The sequence below is a fragment of the Moorena sp. SIO3B2 genome (assembly GCF_010692525.1).
Lineage (GTDB): Bacteria > Cyanobacteriota > Cyanobacteriia > Cyanobacteriales > Coleofasciculaceae > Moorena > Moorena producens.
In genome coordinates, this window is the sequence record NZ_JAAHHE010000405.1 from 1 (window position 1) to 3,057 (window position 3,057).

Annotated in this window: 4 protein-coding genes; all 4 read right to left on the reverse strand. The window is 46.7% G+C overall.

The window, feature by feature from the left end; all coding sequences use genetic code 11:
• Nucleotides 1-8: 8 nt before the first annotated feature.
• On the reverse strand, nt 9-833 hold the full coding sequence (locus tag F6K38_RS34705; RefSeq protein WP_008187177.1) for a phosphate ABC transporter ATP-binding protein: 825 nt from the start codon (nt 831-833) through the stop codon (nt 9-11).
• Nucleotides 834-855: 22 nt separating this feature from the next.
• The gene (gene pstA / locus F6K38_RS34710) at nt 856-1,794 is read right to left on the reverse strand and encodes a phosphate ABC transporter permease PstA (protein WP_008187175.1); all 939 of its coding nucleotides are present in this window, start codon (nt 1,792-1,794) and stop codon (nt 856-858) included.
• A 59-nt stretch (nt 1,795-1,853) separates the two neighbouring features.
• Entirely contained in the window at nt 1,854-2,732 is an 879-nt protein-coding gene (gene pstC, locus F6K38_RS34715; protein ID WP_287359654.1) for a phosphate ABC transporter permease subunit PstC, read from the reverse strand.
• The coding region (locus F6K38_RS34720) for a substrate-binding domain-containing protein (RefSeq protein WP_353737252.1) at nt 2,689-3,057 on the reverse strand (369 nt) is incomplete at its 5' end. The genes pstC and F6K38_RS34720, both read right to left, overlap by 44 nt.

Sequence of the window (3,057 nt, forward strand, 5' to 3'; positions counted from 1 at the left end):
GGATTCCCTTATCCACGCTGACCATTGATGTATTCTGCTGTAATGGGATGTTGGGGATTCTGGAAGATTTGCTGAGCTGGGCCAAATTCAATTAAGCGTCCACAGCCAGACTGAACCCAAAATAACCCCACATAGTCTGCAATCCGTCGAGCTTGAGCCAGGTTGTGGGTGACAATCACCACAGTGTATTTCCCCCGCAAACTAGCAATCAAGTCTTCGACAACCCCACTAGAAATGGGGTCTAGGGCACTACAAGGCTCATCCATCAAAATAATTTCTGGAGCCAAGGCGAGGGTACGGGCAATGCAAAGACGTTGTTTTTGGCCTCCAGAGAGGCGCAATGCCGAGGCTGTAAGCCTATCCTTGACTTCGTCCCAGAGCTTAACATTTGTGAGCACCCTCTCAACAATTCCATTAATTTTCCGACGCTCTATAATACCATGCTCTTTCAACGGAAAAGCAATATTTTTCCAGATTGAGAATGGGAAAGGATTTGGTTTCTGCAAAACCATACCAATCCGACGGCGGAGAGCGATAGTATCAGTTTTAGGGTGAAGAATATTTGAATCACCCAACCAAACATTACCATAAACTAGGCACTTGGGGATGAGATCGGTTAAGCGATTAAGACAATACAAAAAGCTGGTCTTGCCACAACCAGATGGGCCAATCAAGGCAGTGATAGAACCCTGGGGAATTGACAAAGTGATATCGTCTAGGGCCTGTTTAGAGCCATAGAATAAATTGAGCCGATCCGTGCATAGGGTAGGAAAGCCCCAGTTGTCCATAGGAGGAGAGATGACTGGTTTTGCCTGGGATGAAAACTGACTCATTAATGTTAGTTACGATACATTTTTACTCCTGAAGACTGCGATCATGCCATTGCTTCCCTAGGTAAATCGCTGTGGTATTGATCAACAGGATAACTATAACTAATATCACAGCCGAGGCATAGGCATTATCATCCCCGCCAGGGACATTCATGGATAGCTCATAAATATGCAACGACAAAGCCCTTCCAGAATCAAATAAAGAGGTAGGTGTGCGATCGACATAGCCACTGGTGTAAATCAACGCCGCTGTTTCAGCGATTACCCTCCCAATTCCCAAAATTAAGCCTGCTACTAAACTGGGAACAGCAGCAGGTAACAACAGATTTGTGAGGGTGCTAGTGCGTGAGATTCCCAAGGATGCAGCCCCCAAACGGTATTCTTCAGGAACAGCCCGCAGCCCTTCTTCAATAGAACGAATCAAGATCGGCAGCACCATACAGGCTAAGGTCAATCCTCCAGACAGGATAGAGAAGCCAAGACCAAGGGTAACACAGAAGAAGGCATTGCCAAACAAACCAAAGACAATCGAAGGAACTCCTGCCAACATATCCAAACTGCGTCGCACCAACCGACTAAATAAGTTATTGGTGGCGGTAAATTCAGCTAACAGGATGGCAGTTCCCAACCCCAGGGGCAGGGCTACTGCCAGGCAAACCCCTAAAATCAATGCCGTTGAAACCAATATGGAGGCAATACCTCCTTCGCGACCAGCATTTTCAGGGTCTGTGGTCAGGAATTCCCAAGATAAATGGCTAGATCCATACCAAACCAAATGCCCCAGAATTATCGCTAAACTAGCGGCGACGGACAAAGCAACGAACCAGACAATGATGCTCAACACTCGGTCTCGATAAGCAATCTTGCTCCGATGCCGATGATTGCGAGAGTCACTCAAAAATTTCCGTTTTTTAGAGCCTTTAGAAGGATGTGTTGCATGAGAGTGAGAAGAAAAGAGAGCCATGGAAGCTGACACTGCAATAACTCTGTAGTGGATGGTTACCCAACTCAGGGGCAATTATACTAGTAAATGTGTTTTTCTTCTGCGATCGCTTCTGCCAAGAGCGCCAGAAACAGACTAACTGCCAGCAACAACAATCCAGTTACAAACAGGGATGAACGATGATTGCCCAGGGCAAAAGCCATTTCCAAAGCAATGTTAGCGGGTAAGGTGCGAATCGGAGCGAACAGTGTATCTGGAATCTGAGGGACATTACCACAGACCATTAACACCAGCATCGTTTCCCCAAGGGCTCGTCCAATGCCTAGGATAATGCCAGTAAATACCCCCAGTCGCGCAGCGGGTAGCATGATGCCCAAAATCGTCCCCCAACGGGACAATCCTAGGGAAGCGGCTCCCTGCCAATAAACTTGGTTCATCTCTGCTAAGGTCGCGTCCACGGTTAGGGCAATGGTAGGAATAATCAGTAGAGCTAACATTAGTATTCCTGCTAGTAAACTGGTTCCTGGTGGATGGAGGCGATTAATCAGTGGCACTAACACAACAAGCCCCCAAAGTCCATAAATTACTCCCGGAAATCCCGCCATTAACTCCAGTAAGCGGCGGTAGAAACTAGCGAGGAAAGGAGGAGCGTAATAGTGGCAGAACAAAGCCGACAAAATCCCAACGGGAGCCGCTAGCACTACTGCTCCTGTTACCACCAATAGGGTACCCACCAACATTGGGGTGAGGTTATAGAATCCTTGAGCGGGACTCCAGCTAGCATCGGTCAAAAAGGCTAATATCCCGATTTCATCAAGAATCGGTAAGGATTCAATGATCAAGAACCCTGTAATAATCACAACGAGTATACCTACCACAGAGGCAATTCCTCGTACAGTCCACCCTAAAAACCGATCAATTTTTCGGGGGCACAAATTTTTGTAGCCGAACGATATCATAATTTTCTTCACCCTGAACAAATGTGATGAACTGCTTTGCTAGTCCAGTGGGGTTTCCTTTTGTCACCAGAGTTAATTGCCGAAGCAAGGGAAAACTGCCATTAGCGACTGCTTCACTGGTTGCTTCAACCCCATCCAGTGCCAGAAGCTTGATGGATATACCCTCCTGCATACTATATTCCGCAGCACCAATGGAGACGTATCCAATAGCATTGGGATTACCTGCAACAGTTTTTATGCCTTGTTGATTATCCCCAATTACCACATCCGCCTTCACCTCTGAGTTATTCACTCCAAAGTATTCCAGAAATTTCTTTAGTGTTGA